The 16,081-nt window shown below is 68.8% G+C and carries 20 protein-coding genes; 11 read left to right on the top strand and 9 right to left on the bottom strand.

The annotated features are described in order from the left end of the window. Position 1: 1 nt before the first annotated feature. The 6 genes from V5F63_RS22000 to V5F63_RS22025 form a co-directional block, all read right to left on the bottom strand. Positions 2-502 carry a YaiI/YqxD family protein gene (locus tag V5F63_RS22000; protein WP_209485696.1) on the bottom strand — a complete coding sequence of 167 codons (501 nt, stop codon included), beginning with the start codon at positions 500-502 and terminating at the stop codon, positions 2-4. A 50-nt stretch (positions 503-552) separates the two neighbouring features. Next, entirely contained in the window at positions 553-1,218 is a 666-nt protein-coding gene (locus tag V5F63_RS22005) for a TetR/AcrR family transcriptional regulator (protein ID WP_245327254.1), read from the bottom strand. Positions 1,219-1,247: 29 nt separating this feature from the next. Next, positions 1,248-2,084 (bottom strand): pyrroline-5-carboxylate reductase, encoded by an 837-nt coding sequence (proC, locus tag V5F63_RS22010; protein ID WP_209485698.1) that lies wholly within the window; start codon positions 2,082-2,084, stop codon positions 1,248-1,250. Between the two features lie 179 nt (positions 2,085-2,263). After that, positions 2,264-2,764: a type III secretion system chaperone family protein gene (locus V5F63_RS22015; protein WP_209485700.1), complete on the bottom strand. Its 501-nt coding sequence runs from the start codon at positions 2,762-2,764 to the stop codon at positions 2,264-2,266. A gap of 342 nt (positions 2,765-3,106) precedes the next feature. Beyond that, positions 3,107-3,418, bottom strand: coding sequence for an accessory factor UbiK family protein (locus V5F63_RS22020; protein ID WP_209485702.1), 312 nt, complete (start codon positions 3,416-3,418; stop codon positions 3,107-3,109). 135 nt (positions 3,419-3,553) lie between these two features. Beyond that, the gene (locus V5F63_RS22025) at positions 3,554-4,033 is read right to left on the bottom strand and encodes a DUF1579 domain-containing protein (RefSeq protein WP_209485704.1); all 480 of its coding nucleotides are present in this window, start codon (positions 4,031-4,033) and stop codon (positions 3,554-3,556) included. 153 nt (positions 4,034-4,186) lie between these two features. On the opposite strand from V5F63_RS22025, the gene lgt reads away from it, so the two are divergent. From lgt to V5F63_RS22060, 7 genes are all read left to right on the top strand, one after another. Continuing rightward, positions 4,187-5,005: a prolipoprotein diacylglyceryl transferase gene (gene lgt / locus V5F63_RS22030; protein ID WP_394101091.1), complete on the top strand. Its 819-nt coding sequence runs from the start codon at positions 4,187-4,189 to the stop codon at positions 5,003-5,005. Beyond that, a complete protein-coding gene (locus V5F63_RS22035; protein ID WP_394101090.1) occupies positions 5,002-6,120 on the top strand; it encodes a class I SAM-dependent methyltransferase in 1,119 nt (372 codons plus the stop codon). The genes lgt and V5F63_RS22035 overlap by 4 nt, the downstream gene beginning before the upstream one ends. Beyond that, the gene (pgeF, locus tag V5F63_RS22040) at positions 6,117-6,884 is read left to right on the top strand and encodes a peptidoglycan editing factor PgeF (protein WP_394028846.1); all 768 of its coding nucleotides are present in this window, start codon (positions 6,117-6,119) and stop codon (positions 6,882-6,884) included. The genes V5F63_RS22035 and pgeF overlap by 4 nt, the downstream gene beginning before the upstream one ends. A gap of 16 nt (positions 6,885-6,900) precedes the next feature. Then, entirely contained in the window at positions 6,901-7,452 is a 552-nt protein-coding gene (locus V5F63_RS22045) for an RBBP9/YdeN family alpha/beta hydrolase (RefSeq protein WP_209485710.1), read from the top strand. 159 nt (positions 7,453-7,611) lie between these two features. Beyond that, on the top strand, positions 7,612-8,304 hold the full coding sequence (locus V5F63_RS22050) for a hypothetical protein (protein ID WP_209485712.1): 693 nt from the start codon (positions 7,612-7,614) through the stop codon (positions 8,302-8,304). Positions 8,305-8,466: 162 nt separating this feature from the next. Continuing rightward, a complete protein-coding gene (locus V5F63_RS22055; protein ID WP_168457536.1) occupies positions 8,467-9,420 on the top strand; it encodes a ribose-phosphate pyrophosphokinase in 954 nt (317 codons plus the stop codon). 63 nt (positions 9,421-9,483) lie between these two features. Beyond that, entirely contained in the window at positions 9,484-9,915 is a 432-nt protein-coding gene (locus V5F63_RS22060) for a hypothetical protein (protein ID WP_394101089.1), read from the top strand. A gap of 13 nt (positions 9,916-9,928) precedes the next feature. Here V5F63_RS22060 and V5F63_RS22065 read toward each other — a convergent pair whose 3' ends face one another. Further along, on the bottom strand, positions 9,929-10,711 hold the full coding sequence (locus V5F63_RS22065; protein WP_348634264.1) for a phosphatase PAP2 family protein: 783 nt from the start codon (positions 10,709-10,711) through the stop codon (positions 9,929-9,931). Positions 10,712-10,817: 106 nt separating this feature from the next. Continuing rightward, a complete protein-coding gene (locus tag V5F63_RS22070; protein ID WP_394101088.1) occupies positions 10,818-11,711 on the bottom strand; it encodes a branched-chain amino acid aminotransferase in 894 nt (297 codons plus the stop codon). A 208-nt stretch (positions 11,712-11,919) separates the two neighbouring features. Between V5F63_RS22070 and V5F63_RS22075 the strand changes: the two genes are divergently transcribed. The 4 genes from V5F63_RS22075 (at position 11,920) to V5F63_RS22090 (ending at position 15,594) form a co-directional block, all read left to right on the top strand. Next, positions 11,920-12,480, top strand: a complete 561-nt coding sequence (locus V5F63_RS22075; protein ID WP_394101087.1) for a MarR family winged helix-turn-helix transcriptional regulator — start codon at positions 11,920-11,922, stop codon at positions 12,478-12,480. Between the two features lie 90 nt (positions 12,481-12,570). Next, on the top strand, positions 12,571-13,284 hold the full coding sequence (locus tag V5F63_RS22080; protein ID WP_209485719.1) for a response regulator: 714 nt from the start codon (positions 12,571-12,573) through the stop codon (positions 13,282-13,284). A gap of 41 nt (positions 13,285-13,325) precedes the next feature. After that, on the top strand, positions 13,326-14,675 hold the full coding sequence (locus V5F63_RS22085) for an ATP-binding protein (protein ID WP_394028929.1): 1,350 nt from the start codon (positions 13,326-13,328) through the stop codon (positions 14,673-14,675). 67 nt (positions 14,676-14,742) lie between these two features. After that, on the top strand, positions 14,743-15,594 hold the full coding sequence (locus tag V5F63_RS22090) for a tRNA nucleotidyltransferase/poly(A) polymerase-related protein (protein WP_394101086.1): 852 nt from the start codon (positions 14,743-14,745) through the stop codon (positions 15,592-15,594). 3 nt (positions 15,595-15,597) lie between these two features. On the opposite strand, the gene V5F63_RS22095 is transcribed toward V5F63_RS22090, so the two are convergent. Continuing rightward, a complete protein-coding gene (locus V5F63_RS22095; protein WP_394101085.1) occupies positions 15,598-15,957 on the bottom strand; it encodes a tRNA-binding protein in 360 nt (119 codons plus the stop codon). Positions 15,958-16,081: the final 124 nt, after the last annotated feature.

The raw sequence follows: 16,081 nt of genomic DNA on the forward strand, positions 1-16,081 counted from the left end.
CCTATCTGGCTTCCGGAGGCACAGCGTGAAACCCGGCGCGCTTCAACCGCACGATCGCGAGATCGAGGGCGGAGAGGAATTCCGAGCGGGCGCGCGGCGAGAACGGCTTCGGCCCGCCGGTGACGGCGCCGGCCGAGCGCAGCTCTTCCATCAAATTGCGGGTGGCGAGTTGCATGCCGATGGAATTGGCGGTGAAGGGTCGCCCGTCCGGCGCGATCACGGCAGCACCGGCAGCCACGCAGCGGGAGGCGAGCGGCACATCGGCGGTCACCACCACGTCGCCGCGCGAGACACGGGCGGCGATGAAATCATCTGCCACATCCGGGCCGGCGGGCACGATCACCCGCTCCACCAGCGGATGGCGCGGCACCATGAGCGGCGCGTTGGCGACGACCAGCACGCGGATGGCGTGGCGGAAGGCGACCTTGTAGGCCTCCTCCTTCACCGGGCAGGCATCGGCGTCGATATAAAGGGCGATGGGCTCTTCGCGGGGGGCGGTCATGGCGGACCCATGGCAGGCCGGCGGCCCGGGAGCAAGCCGATGCGCCGGCCTCAGGCGGCGGGCACCGTCTCTTCCGCCGGCACTTCAGCGCTTTGGGCCGAGGCGCGGCGCTTGCGCCAGGGCATGGCGATGTAGGCGAGATCATCCAGCATCCCGAGCAGCTTGCCGCCCTGCTCCAGCTCGCGATCCAGCGCGGCCATGGTGGGCGCGAGGCCGGGATCCTCGTCCTTCAGCCACGTGTCGAGCACGCGGGCGAACAGGACCGCCAGCCCCTTGGCCCTGACGCTGCCAGACAGCCCGGCGCAATCGAGGCCCGCCGCCGCCAGCATCCACCGCTGGGAGCCTTCCGAGAGACGCAGCAGCGTGAGCGCGAGCGCCGGGTCGCGGCGGGCGGAGCGGGTGAGGCCGCGCACTGCCTCCCGGTGGGGCTCCAGCGCATCGAGGCGCCGCATCAGCACCTCGAACAGGCGCTCGCGCGGCCCCTCCCCCGCCAGATCGTCACTGTCCGGGCCGCCTTCGGCCAGCACCTGCCGGTCGGTGGCGCGGAAAAAGGCGGCGAGGAGGTCGTCGGTGGAGGCGAAGGAGGCGCGCATCTGCGCCAGCGGCACGCCGCAATGCTCCGCCACCTCGGACAGGGAGATGGCCCGAAACGGCTTTTCGGCCAGGAGGGCGAGGAAGCTGCGCAGGCAGGCCTCGCGCGTGGTCTCCGCAGTCATCGCCCGTCTCCTCGTTAAAGCCTGGATCCTCAGCCGGCGAGTTCCTTGCCGCGCCGCGTGGCGGCGGCGACCGCCTCCACCATCAATAGCGGAAAGCCGCGGCCCTCATCCATGAGAACGGCCAGCGCCGCCGCCGTGGTGCCGCCCGGCGAGGTCACGTTCTGGCGAAGGGTGGCGGCGGGAAGGTCGGATTGATCCATCAATGCCCCCGCCCCAGCTACAGTGGCGCGGGCGATGCGGGCGGAGAGGTCCGCCGGGAGGCCGGCGGCCGCGCCAGCCTGCGCCATCACCTCAGCCAGGAGAAAGGCATAGGCGGGACCGGAGCCGGAAACGGCGGTCGCCGCGTCCATCAGCGCCTCGTCCTCGATCCATTCGACGATGCCGATGGCCCCGAGCAGCGCGGCGGTCAGATCCCGCTGCGCCGTCGTCACGGCCGGCGAGGCCACGGCGACGCTCACGCCGCGGCCGATGGCGGCCGGAGTATTGGGAATGGAGCGCACGATCGCGGCATCCGGGCCGAAGATGTCGCCCATGAACGCGATGGTCCGCCCAGCCATCACGGAGACAACAAGCGTGCCCGCCTTCACCAGCGGGGCGACCGCAGGCAGCGCCTCCGGAGCCACCTGAGGCTTCACGGCGAGCAGCAGGACGGAGGGCGCGGCGATGGCGTCCTTTGCGGGATTGACCGAGACGCCCTTGGCCGCGAACGCTGCTGCCGCTTCGGCGGGCAGGTTGGGATCGAGCACGACGGCCTTGTCCGCCGGCAGGCCAAGCTTGAGCCAGCCTTCCAGCATGGCCGAACCCATTTTGCCGCAACCGAGCAGCACCACCGGACCAGACAGGGAATTCAGAACGCTCTCGCTCATGACCGCCTCTTGAACCGCACCGCCCCGCGCGCACGCCCGCGCCCGCAGGTCCGCATACGCAGGTCTTCTCGCAGAGGACTCACATAGAGGAGGCGCACGCCCCGCGCCACATCGGCATCGGGGATCTCGTCATCGGCACGAAGACGACGGACCGTCCGGGACCGGCCCGATGGCGAGGCTCAGGCCTCGCCGACCGTCTCGAACATGGCGGTGTCCATGGCCTCGCGGGCGGTCTTGCCGGCCCACACCACGAACTGGAAGGCGGGATAGTAGCGCTCGACCGCATCGAGGGCGGCATCGAGGATGGCCTCGCACTGCCGGTCCGAGGCGGTGGCGCCGCCCGCCAGCACCAGCGCATGGCGGAACATGATCACCCCTTCCTGCGACCACATGTCGAAATGGCCCAGCCACATCTGCTCGTTCACGAGGGCGAGGAGCTTCAGCACCTCAGGACGGCGCGCCTCCGGCACCTTGAAGTCGAAGGCGCAGGCCACGTGAAGCGCTTCCAGCTCGTCCATCCACTGGAACGAGACATGGCAGTCCGTCCAGCGGCTGGCGAGCGAGAGGGTGATCTCGTCCTCGTCGGAGCGCTCGAACGACCAGTCGCGCAGGGCAGCGAGCTGCTCCACGAGATCAACGGGGTTCGCCGGCGCATCGGCTTCGATGTCGATGAGGGACATGGCCTCGACCTCGCGGTTTGAGGAACGCGGAGAGGGTCGAAAGCGGCACTCCGTGCGACAGGCCACGGGCAGACAGGAGCCAGGGCATGCGTATGCGGCGTGCCGTTCGGAGGCTCGCCGTCAGGACATGTCCCGAAAGAGCGTGTCCTTCAAGAGAGCATCCTGGCGAGGCTGCGCCCCGTCGTATTCGAGCGCTACGACGAACCGGCTCCGAATCGCCACGAAAATCAGTATATCGCGGGTAAAGTTTACCCCGCTACGACAGATTGTGGGTATGCCATCCGCTCAGTGCCCTTTTGTCGCAGGGGCGGGATGCCACCCTGTATTCAGCTACAGAATACCTCAGGCCGGACCCGGCACTTCGGTTTCAGGGCCGGTGGGGCCGGAAGCCGTCGGATGGGTGTGGATGCGCATGTTCGCCTCCAGCACGGCGATGCGGGCAGCGAGCCGCTCGTTCTCCATGCGGGCCTCGGCCGCCATGTCCTTGACCGCCTCGAACTCCTCGCGCTTCACGAGGTCCATGTCGCGCAGGAAGCGCTCCATCTGCGCGCGCATGACCGTCTCCGCCTCGCGGCGCACACCCTGGGCCACGCCAGCGGCATCGTTCACGAGACGCGCCATCTCGTCGAAAAGGCGGCCGGTGGTCTGGGTCATGAAAGCCTCCTGAGGCCATGCAGCCGCGTCGTGCGCGGGAATAATCGGTCGGGCGAGCCCGTTTCGCGAACATGGCGAGAGAGCGGGCGCGACGCAAGGGTGCAGCGCAACACCGCACAGCCGCGTCGCCGCCGGTCAGCCCTCGCGGCTATAGCGCACGCAGAACAGATCGCGCCATGTCCCGTCCGGCTGGCGCTGGCGCGAGGTGAGGAGGCGCGTGTCCTCGCCCTCGAATGTGATGATGTCCTCATAGTCGGCGGTACCGCCGCTGCCATCCATCACGGGGCCATGGGTCGCGAGGGTCAGGGTGTCCCCCGCCGCATCGAGCCCGCCCTCATAGACCCACAGATGGCTCATCATGGAGCCGACCCAGCTTCCCACCACCTTGCCGCGGGCCGGATCATAGCCCAGCGTCATGAGGCTCGAATGGACGCTGGCATCGGGCATCTGGGACGCGCCTTCCAGCACCACCCAATTGCCGAACAGGCGGCCCGTCTCGCGGCCCTTGATGGTGCCCTCGCCGTCCGGCGCCGGGGACTCCACGCTCCATTCACCCGCGAGTCGCCTGAGCCAGACGTCTTCCCGGACCGGTTCCCGCTCCGTCTGTGCTTCCATGGCGTCGTCCTCCGTTTCCGCCTCAAATACCATCTGACCCAAGGGGAATTGTGGCACCTGGGACCTGGCCGGCGGGGCCGGCTTGACGCGCCGCGGCGGGTCGCGGCAGATGACCCCGCATCGGCGGCACCGGTGCTGTTATACGGGGAAACGATGCCCACACTCGCTTTGCCCTTCCCCGCCATCGATCCGGTTCTGATCCAGGTCGGCCCGCTGGCCATCCGCTGGTACGCGCTCGCCTATATCGCCGGTCTCGTCATCGGCTGGCTGCTGGCGCGGCGGCTGGTGTCGCGCCCTGCGCTGTGGGGCGGTACATCGCCCATGACGCCGCAGGACCTCGACGACGCTCTGTTCTGGGCGACGCTGGGCGTGATCCTCGGCGGCCGGCTGGGCTATGTGCTGTTCTACAATCCCGCTTACTTCGCCCAGAACCCGGCGGATATCTTCGCCGTGTGGAAGGGCGGCATGTCGTTCCACGGCGGGCTCGCGGGAACGCTCCTCGCCCTCGTTCTGTTCGCTCGCTCCCGTCGCATCCCCGTGTTTTCGATGCTGGACGTCGCCGCCGTGGTGGCGCCCATCGGGTTGTTCTTCGGGCGCCTCGCCAACTTCATCAATGGCGAATTGTGGGGGCGGCCGGCGGATGTGCCCTGGGCCATCGTGTTCCCCCATGGCGGGCCGCTTCCGCGCCATCCGAGCCAGCTCTACGAGGCGGGGCTCGAAGGCATCATCCTCTTTCTCATCATGCTGCTCGTGGTGCGCCGCGGCGAGCTGAAGCGCCCCGGCGTCGCCGCTGGCATCTTCGGCATGGGCTACGGCATCGGCCGCATCATCGGCGAATTCTTCCGCGAGCCGGACGTGCAGCTCGGCTATCTCGCCTTCGGCACCACCATGGGCATGTGGCTGTCCGTGCCCTTGGTGCTGGCCGGGCTCGGGCTCCTTATCTACGCGCTCAAGCGCAAGCCGGTGCCGTGACGACGCCGCTCGCCGAGGAGATACGGCTGCTGATCGCGGCCGAAGGCCCCATGCCGGTCAGCCGCTACATGGCGCTGTGCCTCGGCCACCCGCGCCACGGCTACTACATCACGCGCGACCCGCTCGGCGCGCGGGGCGACTTCACCACCGCGCCCGAGATCAGCCAGATGTTCGGCGAGTTGATCGGCCTGTGGGCGGTCGCCGCCTGGCAGCAGATGGGCATGCCCGACCCGGTTCGGGTGGTGGAGCTTGGACCCGGGCGCGGCACCCTCATGGCCGACGCTCTGCGCGCGGCGCGGCTGGTGCCGGCATTCGGCGCGGCGGCGCGCGTCCATCTGGTGGAGACGAGCCCGGTGCTGCGGCAGGCGCAGGCGCGGACCTTGGCGGTGCATGAGGATCGCGTCTCGGATCGCGTTTCCTGGCACGTCCGCATCGAGGACGTGCCAGCCGGCCCGGCCATCGTGCTCGCCAACGAGTTTTTCGATGCCCTACCGGTCGACCAATATGTGTGGACGGTGACCGGCTGGCACGAGCGCAGGGTGGGGCTCGGTCCCGACGGACGGCTCACCTTCGGGCTCGATCCCGCCCCCTCCCGCGCGGCCCCTGCCCTTGCCGCCCACCTGCCGCCTCCGGCCCCCGGTGCCGTGCTGGAAGTGATGGAGAGCGGGCCCGCCCGCGCCCTGTCCGCCCGGCTCGCGGCGGAGGGAGGCATCGCGCTCGCCATCGATTACGGCCATGCCGGCGGCCATGGCGACACATTGCAGGCGCTGAAGGCACACCGCTTCGCCGATCCCCTCGCCGATCCCGGCGCGGCCGACCTCACCGCCCATGTGGATTTCGCCCGCCTCGCCTTGCTGGGGCGGGAAGCCGGGCTGACGGCGTTCGGACCGCTGGAGCAGGGCGATTTCCTCGCGCGCCTCGGCCTCGCCGCCCGCGCCGATCGGCTGATGCGCGACGCCGCGCCGGAGGCCGCCGACGCCATCGCCACGGCGGCGCGCCGCCTTGCCGGAACCGGGGATGGCGAGATGGGGCGGCTGTTCAAGGTGCTCGCGCTCGCCCATCCTCAGCTTGGACCGCCGCCAGCGTTCGACCCCTCCGAGGAGTTCACGAGATGAAGATCGAGGCGCCCCTGCTCAGCGCCCTGCCCGGCATCCGCCATGCCTTCTTCACCCGGCGGGGTGGGGTCTCGCAGGGCATCTATGCCAGCCTCAACGGCGGCACCGGTTCCAATGACGCTCCCGCCGCCGTGGCGGAGAACCGGGCGCGCATGGCGGACACGCTGGGCGTCGCGCCCTCCCATTTCCTCGCCTGCTGGCAGGTGCATTCCGCCGATGCCGTGGTGGCGACCGCGCCGTGGACCCGCGAGACGGCGCCCAAGGCCGATGCGGTGGTGACCGCGACGCCCAGCATCGCCGCTGCCGTCTCCATCGCCGATTGCGGGCCGATCCTGTTCGCCGATCCCGGCGCCCGGGTGGTGGCCGCCGCCCATTCCGGCTGGAAAGGAGCCGTGGGCGGCATCGTGGCCGCGACCGTCGCCCGCATGGAGGAACTCGGTGCCCGCCGCGCCGACATCCGCGCCGTCATCGGGCCGCTGATCCGCCAGCCGAGCTACGAGGTGGGCGAGGATTTCGTGGCCCGCTTCCTGTCCGAGGACAAGGGCTTCGCGCGGTTCTTCGCCCCCGCCGACCGGGCCCACCATTCGCTGTTCGACCTGCCGGGCTTCATCCGCCTCAGGCTGGAGCAGGCGGGCGTGGGGCAAGTGGAAGACCTCGGTCTCGACACCTATACCGATGAGGAGCGATTCTTCTCCTATCGCCGCACGACCCACCGCAAGGAACCGGACTACGGCCGGCTGATGGCCGCGATCACCCTCGCCTGACGTTTCGGACATGCCGATGAAATCCTCCGACGCCGTTCTGCTCATCGTCCCCGGCTGGCAGGGCTCCGGTCCCGACCATTGGCAGAGCCGGTGGGAGCGCAGCCTCTCCGCCGCCCGGCGCGTGATGCAGGCCGACTGGGACCGGCCCGATCCCGTCGAGTGGCCGCGGCGGCTCGCAGATGCGGTGGCGGCGGCGGAGAAGCCGGTGGTGGTCATCGCCCATTCCCTCGGCGTGCCGACGCTGGTCCACGCGGTGCCACTGCTGCCCGCCGGCAAGGTGCGGGCGGCCTTCCTCGTCGCTCCGCCCGACCTCGATCGGGCGGATATCGCCCCCGTCATCGCCGGCTTCGCCCCGGTGCCGACCGCGCCACTTCCCTTCCCGTCCGTGTTGATCGCGAGCCGCACGGACCCATACTGCGACTACCGCCGGGCCGAAGGCTTCGCGCTCGACTGGGGCGCGGCCATCGTCGATGCGGGGGACGCCGGGCACCTCAATGCCGAGGCGGGCTATGGGCCGTGGCCGGAGGGCTCGGTGCGCCTGCTCGGCCTTCTCCAGTCGCTGGATTGAGGTGGACGCGCGTTTAACGAGGCATCAACCACGCCGTGCGCCCGGCCCTGGCCTCGCGCAAATTCCTGCAACCGTTAACCGCACCTTAACCGTTTTTCTGGACCCGACCGCCATTTCCCGCTACCCCATTGGGCAACAAGCTCAACGCCGGGAACCGTCATGCGGGTATCAGAGGCAGGGGTCGCGGACGCAGCAGCCGAACGCGCGGAGGTTTCCCGCGCCGAACGCCGCTTCATCTCACCGCTGCGCCTTGCCGGGCTCGCTTTGTGCCTCGCCCTCGGCGCCTGCCAGACCGATGGCTCGGGCATGGCCAGCGCGGGCGGTGGCGGCGCGGTCGCCTTCGACAGCATCGACGGCCCGCCCCAGGCCACCTTCGAGAAGCTGGTGGGCCAGCTCAATTCCGAGGCGGAGACCCGGCGGGTGGCGGTTGCCTCCCGGTCCAGCGGCGCTGCCTACCGGGTGAAGGGCTATCTCGCCATGCACGTCCAGAAGGGCACCGCCACGGTGGCCTATGCCTGGGATGTCTACGACCGCAACCAGAACCGCGTTGCCAGGCTTTCCGGCGAGGAGCCGGCCGGACGGGTGAAAGGCAAGGTCTCGGACGGCTGGGCCGCGTGCGACGACAAGGTGCTCGCCCGCATCGCCGACAAGTCCATGGCCAGCCTCGCCGAAACCCTCGGCGTCGGCGGAACGGCGCCCGCGCCCGCCCCTGCAGTGGCAGCTGCCGCCGCGCCCGTCGCGCAGGAGGAGAAGCCGGCCCCGGCCGAGCCCGCCGTCCGGCCCGATCCCGCCGGCGTTCCGGTTGCCGCGCTTCAAGCGCCGGGCCAGGCCCTCAGCTACGCCGCGAACTGACCGGCGGCGCGACTTCCCGGCAACAGCCCCGCGGGACGCACCGTGGCCCCGACTTCCTCCGCGCCGTGGCCCTTTACAACATTGTGACGGCCCGCCTATCAGAGCCGGAACAAGTCTTGTTCCAGACCCTTCGATCAGGCCCGGTGCCGGGCGGAGCGTCCAATGTCAGCGGAGAACGGTCCCATGAAGCTCGTCGCGGGCAATTCCAACCGCGCGCTCGCGGAAGCCATCGCCGCGTATCTGGCGACGCCGCTGACCAAGGCCGTGGTGCGCCGCTTCGCGGATATGGAGATTTTCGTCGAGATCCAGGAGAACGTGCGCGGGCAGGACGTGTTCGTGCTGCAGTCCACCTCGTTCCCGACCAACGACCACCTGATGGAGCTGCTGATCATCATCGACGCGCTGCGCCGGGCCTCGGCCAAGCGCATCACGGCGGTGCTCCCCTATTTCGGCTACGCCCGGCAGGATCGCAAACCCGGCCCGCGCACGCCCATCTCGGCGAAGCTGGTGGCCAACCTCATCACCCACGCCGGCGCCGACCGCGTGATGACGCTGGACCTGCACGCCGGGCAGATCCAGGGCTTCTTCGATATCCCCACCGACAACCTCTATTCCGCCCCGGTGATGGTGCGGGACATCAAGGAACGGTTCGACACCTCCAACGTCATGGTTGTGTCGCCGGACGTGGGCGGCGTGGTGCGCGCCCGCGCGCTCGCCAAGCGCATCGACGCTCAGCTCGCCATCGTCGACAAGCGCCGCGAGCGCCCCGGCGAGAGCGAGGTGATGAACGTCATCGGCAATGTGGAAGGCCGCTCCTGCATCCTCGTCGACGACATCGTCGATTCGGGCGGAACCCTGGTGAACGCCGCCGATGCGCTACTCGCCCGCGGCGCCAAGGAAGTCACCGCCTACATCACCCATGGCGTGCTCTCCGGCGGCGCCGTGGCGCGCGTTACCGCCTCCAAGCTCAAGGAACTGGTGATCACCGATTCCATCCTGCCGACCGAGGCCGTGCGGGTGGCGCGCAATATCCGCGTCGTCTCCATCGCCACCCTGATCGGCGAGGCCATCGCCCGCACGGCGCACGAGGAATCGGTCTCCAGCCTGTTCGACTGAGGCGAATCCTTTTCAGTTGATCGCAAAAGTTGTATTTTGCCCCTCCGAACCGTTGGGGGCAAAATGGATCGTCTTTTCAAGATTCTGGATCTGCCGGCGACGATCATAGGCTTCGCAACGGTCGTCTATATCGCCTTGTTGTATCTCGCGCCCGGCGTGGTCGCGGCGGGGCTTGCCCGCTGGGCGGCCTACACGCAGCAAGCGGTCTATGCCTATTACGAGGTGGGGACGGACGACAGCGTGACCAATCAGGATGGCCGGCTCTATCTCACGCGGACCGGGCCGCGCGGCTATGTCGACCTGCATCCGGGCGACCGCCTCCTGGCGGCAGATCAGGTGAATCTGCGCCTCGAGCCCACAGCCTCCAGCGCCGTTTTCCGCCTTCTCAACGGCGGCGAATGCGTCATGGTGATCGGGGAGCCGGTCAATTCCGTCCCTGTCACCAATGCAAAATCGGGCGGCTATCTCAAAGTCGCACCGGTACGCTGTAACTGACGATTGGCGAGGGTCAGGCGCCTCCACCGCTGCTCGTCTCGCCCTCAACCTCGCCCTTGCGCTGTAACCAGAGCATCGTGAGCCAGCAGGTGGAGGCCCAGGCGGCCCCGAGCGCCCAGCCGCCGACCACGTCGGTGGGCCAGTGCACGCCAAGATAGATGCGGCTGATGCCGACGATGACGGTGACGAAGGTCGCCCCGCCCAGCAGGAACAGCTTCACCCGCGTGCGCTTCTGCGTGCGGGCAAGGAGGGCGGCGAGGGTGAGGTAGACCACCGCTGCCAGCATGGCGTGGCCGGAGGGAAAGCTCTGGGAATAGACAGACATGCCGTGGGGCACGAGGTCCGGCCGGGGCCGGTCGAAGCCCCATTTCAAGCCTTGCGACAGCAGGGTGCCGCCCGCAACCGACACCGCGACGAGTAGCGCCGCATGGCGCTTGCGGGTGAGGATGAGAAAAAAGATCACCGCCAGCGTCAGCAAAGTGAGCACGCTGGTGCCGCCCATCGCGGTGATGTCCCGCATCATCTCCTCCACCCACGGCGGACCGAGGGGATCGGACGGATCGGCAGGATTGCGCAGCGCAATGAGGATGCCCCGGTCGAGACTGCCGGGCGGGCCTTCCGTCACCTCGTCCGCGACGACGAGAAACAGATAGAAGGCAAAGGCGATGAAGCCGACCACGACCAGGGTCGCCCGCTCCATGGTGCTCACCGAGGCGAGCAGCGGACCGACGACGGGAAGGGCTTCGAGACGCCGAAGGCCGCGCTTCAGCAAAGAGGGTGGGGCTATGTCGCTCACCTGGCAAGGTTTGGCCGGAGCGGGCGCGGGCGTCAACTCCCCTAAAGGAAAGGGCGGCGCCGATGCCAGCGCCGCCCCCTTTTTCACATTCAAGCTCTCAGGCCGCTCAGGCCGCCTGCTGCTTTGGGCGCACCTCGGCGGAATAGGAATCCATCAGCTGATGCGTGATGCCCGAGGGGGCGAAGGTCCAGTCGGCGATGGCGCCGACCGGGGTCACCTCGGCCGCCGTGCCAGTGATGAAGCATTCCGAGAAATCGGCCAGCTCTTCCGGCTTGATGTGGCGCTCGACCACCTCGATGCCGTGGCGGCGGGCGATGTCGATCACCGTGCGGCGGGTGATGCCGTCGAGGAAGCAGTCCGGGGTCGGGGTGTGGATCACGCCGTCCTTGACGAAGAACACGTTGGCGCCGGTGCACTCGGCCACGAAGCCGCGATAGTCCAGCATCAGCGCATCGGCGTAGCCGCGACGCTCGGCCCGGTGCTTGGAGATGGTGCAGATCATGTACAGGCCGGCAGCCTTGGCCCGGCAGGGGATCGTCGCCGGGTCGGGGCGACGCCACTCGGACAGGTCGAGGCGCAGGCCCTTGATGCGCTGCTCGGGATCGAAATAGCTCGGCCACTCCCACACGCCGATGGCGAGATGGATGGTGTTCTTCTGGGCGGCGACGCCCATCATCTCGCTGCCACGCCAGGCGACGGGACGGACGTAGGCGTCGATGAGGCCGTTCTTCTCGAGCGTCGCCTTCTTGGCGGCGTCGATTTCGCCGATGGTGTAGGGGATGGTGAAGTCCAGCATCTCGGCCGACAGGCGCAGCCGCTCGGAATGCTCGGAGGTCTTGAAGATTTCGCCGCCATAGGCGCGCTCACCCTCGAACACCGTGCTGCCGTAGTGCAGGCCGTGCGAGAGCACGTGCAGCTTGGCATCGGCCCACGGCACGAAGACGCCGTCGTACCAGATCCAGCCGTCGCGTTGGTCGAAGGGGACACCCTGAGCGCTCATCTTCTCAACTCCTGTTCAGACCGCGTCGTGCGCGCGGCTTCCCCCCTGCATGACCGCAGCTTTCCAGCGGTCCCGCATGGGGATATCTTTACGCCTGCTTGGAAAGCCGGCAAAGCCGCGAAACGATCGATCGGGCGGGGTAACACTCGCGACCGATCCTTTCGTGGAACACGCTCTTTGGGTAACGATCAAAACGAAAAAAGTCAACATGACTGACATAAATTCCGCACTCGCCCTGACGGACGCCCCCAAGACCACCGCCGACGCCCCCTCTCCCGCCGTGGCCGAGGCCGCGCCGCTGGTGGATTTCGTCGAGCTCCTGTTCTTCGCCTATCGCGACTTCGTGGCCGACCCGGACGAGATCCTCGCGCCCATCGGCTTCGGGCGCGCGCACCATCGCGTGGTGCATTTCGTGAACCGGCATCCCGGGATGAGGGTCACTGACCTGCTCGACATCCTGCGCATAACCAAGCAGAGCCTCGGCCGGGTGTTGCGGGAACTGGTGGACGAAGGCTTCGTGGAGAGCCGGGCGGGCGCCTCCGATCGCCGCCAGCGGCTGCTCTTTCCCACCCCCAAGGGCGAGGCGCTGGCGCGCCAGTTCGTGGCGCTGCAGAGCCGGCGCATCGAGGCCGCGCTGGAGGCCGGCGGACCGGAGGGGCGTGATACGGTGCGGCGCTTTCTTCTCGCCATGATCGACCCGGAGGATCGCGTGCCCGTGGAGCGACTGATCGAGCGGGCGGACCGCGCGGCGCGGGCGCGGCGCGGGTGAGCGCATTCGGCTCCGCTCCCTCAATGCCCGCACGGCCGCCGGAGAACGAGACCCAGATGACCCTTCGCGCTTTCCGGGAGGCCCCCGGCCATGGCTGAGGCCGCGCCCGTATCCGTCGCCGTCGCCGACGACGCCCCCCACCTGCTGGTGGTGGACGATGACAACCGCATCCGCACGCTCCTGTCGCGCTTCCTCACGGAGAACGGCTATCGCGTCAGCACCGCCGCCTCCGCCGCCGAGGCGCGGGCCCGGCTGGAGGGGCTCGCCTTCGACCTTCTGGTGCTCGACGTGATGATGCCCGGCGAGAGCGGGCTCGACCTCGCCCGCGACATCAGGCGCGGCTCGGCCGTGCCCATCCTCATGCTGACCGCCCGCTCGGAGACCGCCGACCGCATCACCGGCTTGGAGGCCGGGGTGGATGATTATCTCGCCAAGCCCTTCGAGCCGCGCGAGTTGCTGCTGCGCATTGGCTCCATCCTCAAGCGCGCCCTGCAGCCGCCGCAGAAGGCCATCGAGAGCGTGCGTTTCGGCGAGTTCGCCTTCCATCTGGAGCGCGGCGAGCTGACCCGAAACGGCGAGATCGTGCGCATCACCGAGCGCGAGCGCGACATGTTGCGGGCGCTGGCCGAGGCGCCGGGCGATACCGTGCAGCGCCTCGCCCTCGCCGGCGGCGGGGCGGCGAGCGAGCGCGCCGTGGACGTGCAGGTGAACCGCCTGCGCCGCAAGCTGGAGCGCGACCCCGCCAATCCCGTCTACCTGCAGACCGTGCGCGGCATCGGCTATCGGCTGGTGGTGACGCCTTGAGCGTGGCGGAGAGCCCTTCCGGCGCACGGCACTGGGCGAAGATGGTGCTCGTCCGGCTGCGCGACAGCACGAACGGCTTCGCCGCCTGGTTCAACCGGGTGACGCCCAAGGGGCTCTATCCGCGCTCGCTGCTCATCATCGTGACGCCGATGGTGATCCTCCAATCGGTACTGGCCTTTGTGTTCATGGAGCGTCACTACAATGTGGTGACGCGCCGCCTCTCGGCCGCCGTCAGCCAGGACATTTCGGCCGTCGTATCGCTCTACGATCTCCTGCCCAGGACCAACGACCACATCGCCCTGCGCACCTTCGCCTCGCGCAACCTCTCGCTGAACGTGGCAGTCCTGCCGCCCACCGACCTGCCGCCGCCGGGGCCGAAGCCCTTCTTCTCGGTGCTGGACGCCGCGCTCTCCCGCGAGATCGGCCTCAGGCTGAAGCAGCCCTTCTGGCTCGACACCGTGGGCCGCTCCATGCTCATCGAGGTTCGGGTGAAGATGGATGACGCGGTGCTGCGCATCTTTGCGCCGCGCAATGCCGCCTATGCCTCCAATTCGCACATCTTCCTCTTGTGGATGGTGGGCACTTCGCTGGTGCTGCTGGCCGTCGCCATCCTGTTCCTGCGCAACCAGATCCGCCCCATCGAGAACCTCGCCGACGCCGCCGAGGCCTTCGGCAAGGGGCGGGACGTGGAAAATTTCCGGCCCCGCGGCGCCCGCGAGGTGCGGCGGGCGGCCATCGCCTTCCTGGAGATGAAGCGGCGCATCGAGCGGCAGATCGAACAGCGCACCACCATGCTCGCCGGCGTCTCCCACGACATGCGCACCATCCTCACCCGTTTCAAGCTGGAGCTGGCCTTCCTGCCCGAGGGTGAAAGCGAGGCTCTGAAGAAGGACGTGGACGAGCTTCAGGGCATGCTGGAAGCCTACCTCGCATTCGCCCGGGGCGACCCGGGCGAGCAGGCGGCGCTCACCGACATGGGCGAGTTGATCGAGGACCTGCGCCTCAACGCCGAGCGCGATGGCGCCACCGCCACGGCGAGCTTCATGGGCCCGCCGCTGGTGGAGGTGAAGGCCGACCAGCTCAAGCGCTGCATCGGCAACCTCGTGAACAACGCCGTGCGCCATGCCCGCTGCGTCGCCATCGCCGGGACGCGGGACGCGCGCTATCTCATCGTGACCGTGGACGACGACGGGCCCGGCATTCCCGAGGAGAAGCGCGAGGAGGTGTTCCGCCCCTTCCTGCGGCTCGATGATGCGCGCAACCAGGATGCCGGCGGCTCGGGGCTTGGCCTCTCCATCGCCCGCGACATCGCCCGCGCCCATGGCGGCGACATCCAGCTTTCCGACAGCCCCATGGGCGGCCTCCGGGCGACGGTGCGCATCCCGGTCTAGCCCATTCTTTATGCATGCCCGAAGCTTAGGCTTGCCCCTGTTCGCCGGCTGATGATCCACTGACGGGATGGACAAGCTGCCCCCGTCTTCGCCCTTCCAGCCCTCGGATTTCGCCGAAACCCATCCGGGCCTCTCGCTGCTCCGGCTCGCCGCGCTTCTGGCGGAAGGGAGCGAGGCGGATGAGGAGACGCTCGACATGATGTTCGAGCAGATGGAGGTGGGGGCGCTCGACGGGCTCGCCCCCGCCGACATCTGGGCGGAATTCTCCCGCGGGCTGATGGGCCCGCGGCCGGGCACCATGGTGAAAGCGCTGCGCGAATGCGGCGTGCTGGAACAGATCTTCCCCGAAATATCCGCGGTCTTCGGCGTGCCGCAGATCACCGACAGCGCCGACGAGATCGACCTCGGGGCGCTCCTCGTCGCCTCGCTGGATGAGGCCGGCCGCCGTGCGGCGCCGCTGGAGGTGCGCGCGGCCCTGCTGCTGATGCACGCGGGGAAATCGGACTCTCCGCGCGAGCACCTGCCCGTCCATTATCGCCACATCGAGCGCGCCATTCCGCGCATCGAGGCGGCCTGCGACCGCTACGACGTGCCCGAGCGCTGCCGCGACCTCGCGCTGCTTGCGCTCCACGAATGCGAGCGGGTGCAGCGCGCCTCGCCGGTCCGCGCCGGACCGCTCGCCGCCATGCTCGACCGCACCGGTGCCTTCCGCGATCCCGATCTGTTCGAGGCGCTGATGCTGGTGGCCACCTGCGATTATTTCGGCCACGGCGGCCGCGTGGGCGAGACCCACCCCAAGGTGGACCTGCTGCGCGCCGCCCGCGACGCCTGCGCCGGCATCGAGGGAGACGACATCGCCGTCGCCCGCGCGCAAGCCATTGCGTCCGCTTTCAAATCCGAGCGGTGGGCGGACGCCTGAGGCTCAGAACAGGCGGCCGCCGTCCGGCACCTTGAGGCTCGGCGAGATCAGCACCACCGCGCCGTTCTCGTCCGGGAAACCGAGGGTCAGCACCTGCGACATGAAGGGGCCGATCTGGCGGGGCGGGAAATTCACCACCGCCGCCACCTGCCGCCCCACCAGATCCTCCGGCGTGTAATGCACTGTAATCTGTGCAGAAGAGCGCTTCACGCCGATCTCCGGGCCGAAATCGATGGTCAGCTTGAAGGCGGGTTTCCGCGCCTGTGGAAAGGGTTCGGCGGACAGGATGGTGCCGACGCGGATGTCGACCTTCAGGAAGTCGTCGAAAGTGATGAGGGGGGTGGCGGGGCTCTGGTCGGACATGGCGGCCTGCTGCTGTGGAGACCTGCTTATAGGCCATGGCCGGCCGCCCTCGCGAGCCCTGAAATACATGCGTCAGCTTGACAGTCGAGGGGTCGCAAAATAGGAAAACAGCGTTAACCATAAT

It is taken from the genome of Xanthobacter wiegelii (genome assembly GCF_043193855.2).
GTDB classification, from domain to species: Bacteria; Pseudomonadota; Alphaproteobacteria; order Rhizobiales; family Xanthobacteraceae; genus Xanthobacter; species Xanthobacter flavus_A.

What these genes read in the sequence shown, in the direction of transcription:
- V5F63_RS22050 (WP_209485712.1), top strand. Translation starts at nt 7,612, where the DNA reads ATGCGGGTATCAGAGGCAGGGGTCGCGGACGCAGCAGCCGAACGCGCG.
- V5F63_RS22020 (WP_209485702.1), bottom strand. Translation starts at nt 3,418, where the DNA reads ATGACCCAGACCACCGGCCGCCTTTTCGACGAGATGGCGCGTCTCGTG.
- V5F63_RS22025 (WP_209485704.1), bottom strand. Translation starts at nt 4,033, where the DNA reads ATGGAAGCACAGACGGAGCGGGAACCGGTCCGGGAAGACGTCTGGCTC.
- V5F63_RS22070 (WP_394101088.1), bottom strand. Translation starts at nt 11,711, where the DNA reads ATGAGCGCTCAGGGTGTCCCCTTCGACCAACGCGACGGCTGGATCTGG.
- V5F63_RS22060 (WP_394101089.1), top strand. Translation starts at nt 9,484, where the DNA reads ATGGATCGTCTTTTCAAGATTCTGGATCTGCCGGCGACGATCATAGGC.
- V5F63_RS22090 (WP_394101086.1), top strand. Translation starts at nt 14,743, where the DNA reads ATGGACAAGCTGCCCCCGTCTTCGCCCTTCCAGCCCTCGGATTTCGCC.
- lgt (WP_394101091.1), top strand. Translation starts at nt 4,187, where the DNA reads ATGCCCACACTCGCTTTGCCCTTCCCCGCCATCGATCCGGTTCTGATC.
- V5F63_RS22005 (WP_245327254.1), bottom strand. Translation starts at nt 1,218, where the DNA reads ATGACTGCGGAGACCACGCGCGAGGCCTGCCTGCGCAGCTTCCTCGCC.
- proC (WP_209485698.1), bottom strand. Translation starts at nt 2,084, where the DNA reads ATGAGCGAGAGCGTTCTGAATTCCCTGTCTGGTCCGGTGGTGCTGCTC.
- V5F63_RS22075 (WP_394101087.1), top strand. Translation starts at nt 11,920, where the DNA reads ATGACTGACATAAATTCCGCACTCGCCCTGACGGACGCCCCCAAGACC.
- V5F63_RS22095 (WP_394101085.1), bottom strand. Translation starts at nt 15,957, where the DNA reads ATGTCCGACCAGAGCCCCGCCACCCCCCTCATCACTTTCGACGACTTC.
- V5F63_RS22000 (WP_209485696.1), bottom strand. Translation starts at nt 502, where the DNA reads ATGACCGCCCCCCGCGAAGAGCCCATCGCCCTTTATATCGACGCCGAT.
- V5F63_RS22045 (WP_209485710.1), top strand. Translation starts at nt 6,901, where the DNA reads ATGAAATCCTCCGACGCCGTTCTGCTCATCGTCCCCGGCTGGCAGGGC.
- V5F63_RS22055 (WP_168457536.1), top strand. Translation starts at nt 8,467, where the DNA reads ATGTCAGCGGAGAACGGTCCCATGAAGCTCGTCGCGGGCAATTCCAAC.
- V5F63_RS22015 (WP_209485700.1), bottom strand. Translation starts at nt 2,764, where the DNA reads ATGTCCCTCATCGACATCGAAGCCGATGCGCCGGCGAACCCCGTTGAT.
- V5F63_RS22085 (WP_394028929.1), top strand. Translation starts at nt 13,326, where the DNA reads ATGGTGCTCGTCCGGCTGCGCGACAGCACGAACGGCTTCGCCGCCTGG.
- pgeF (WP_394028846.1), top strand. Translation starts at nt 6,117, where the DNA reads ATGAAGATCGAGGCGCCCCTGCTCAGCGCCCTGCCCGGCATCCGCCAT.
- V5F63_RS22080 (WP_209485719.1), top strand. Translation starts at nt 12,571, where the DNA reads ATGGCTGAGGCCGCGCCCGTATCCGTCGCCGTCGCCGACGACGCCCCC.